General features: G+C 76.1%; 1 protein-coding gene. It reads right to left on the minus strand.

Annotated elements, in window-relative coordinates:
- Positions 1-147: 147 nt before the first annotated feature.
- Positions 148-1374, minus strand: coding sequence for an EAL domain-containing protein (locus ACWGL3_RS32180; protein WP_378554928.1), 1227 nt, complete (start codon positions 1372-1374; stop codon positions 148-150).
- Positions 1375-1579 lie beyond the last annotated feature (205 nt).

Consider the following 1579-nt stretch of genomic DNA (forward strand, 5'->3'; position numbering starts at 1 on the left):
CCCCGCACCCGGGTGGTGCGGGGCCCGCCGTTCCTTCCGGCCGGGGTCCCGGCCCGCGGCCGGGAGCGGGCCCGCCCGTTTCCGCCGGTCCGGCGCCCGGGCGCGCTGCGGGTACGGAGCGGCGGGGGCGCACCCCGGGCGCCCGCGTCAGCTCCGTGAGAGGGACTGGATGAGGTCGCTGATGTGCACCACGCCCAGGCACTGCCCGTAGGAGTTGGTCGCGACCAGGTCGTCGTAGACACGGTCGGTGTCCTGGCCCGCCACGCGCAGCGCCGCCAGGGCGGTCATCCACGCGGGGATCGTGCGCGGCGACTCCGCCAGCCGCAGCGCCGGGCGCTTGGCGTGCAGCGCGTGCCCGTACCGGCCCGTCACCGACAGCAGGAACCGGGTGCGGTCGATCACCCCGACGGGCCGCTCCCGGTGGTCGATGAGGATGACGCTGTTCAGCGCCGGGTCGCCCGTGAACGCCTCCAGCACCTGCTCGGTGGTGGTGTCGGAGTCGAAGCCCACCGGGGGGAGCATGAACTCGGTGACCCGCGGCCCCGCGTCCTCCTCCCGCCCCTGGGACGCCGTCGGCTCGGGCACGGGGGTCACGCGCTCCCCGGGCCGCCACGTCCTGTCGGCGAAGAACTCCCCCGTCCCCACCCGTATCCCGCACGCGCGCAACCGCAGCACGTCCTCGGCCGTCCCCACGCCGGAGGCCATCGCGTACACGCCGCTGCCCCGGCCGATCCGGGCGAGGCCCTCGACGACCGTCGCGTGCCTCTGGTCGGTCGCCACCCCCGAGACGATCTCCGGGTCGATCCGCATCAGGAAGGGGGCGGCCTCGACCACGAGGTCGGGCCGCACCATCGACGTGCCGAAGCCGCACCGGAACCCCGCCGCCCTCAGGCGCGACACCCCCGGCGAGACCACCGACCGCGGCAGGTCGGCCAGGTCCGTGCCGAGCAGGAAGGTGATGTCGCGCGGGCGCCGGCCCGCGCGCCGCATCCGGCTCTCCACCAGGGCCACGAACCCCTCCCCGGCGGTCAGGATCCTCGCGGGCAGGGGGAGGACGAGCGGCAGCAGGCTCTCGGTCCCGGCCGCCTCCGCGACGAGGTCCAGCACCCAGTCGGCCACGGCCGTCCCCTCGTGGACGCCCATCTCCGCGTTCGGAGGGCCCCCGGGGACGGCGGGGTGCGGTGCGGGCGGTGCGGCGACGACCTCCACCGCGACGACCGCGCCCGAGTCCAGGTCCACGACGGGCCGGTAGCCGGGGGAGCGGGACGGGCGGGGCGCGCCGGGGGGACCGGCGACGCCGGGGGAACGCCGGGGGCCCGCACCTGGTCCCGACGGGTGCGCCTCTGACGTGTGGTGGGGATGCAGGGCAGACACATACTCATGGTGACCCCGATCAGGGCGCACATGAAGACCTGTTCGCGGCTGTTCAGCTCAGCTTCACGACCTGTTCGGCGCGGCGCGCGCACGGTCGCGGAGGCGCGACCGACCGTGGCCGAGAAAAGCCCCTGACCTGCTTCGGGTCCGCGGACCGGAGCGGGGACGACGTGTCCCGGACAGCGCTCGGCCGGCGCCGCGCGTG

The organism is Nocardiopsis sp. NPDC055824 (assembly GCF_053616335.1).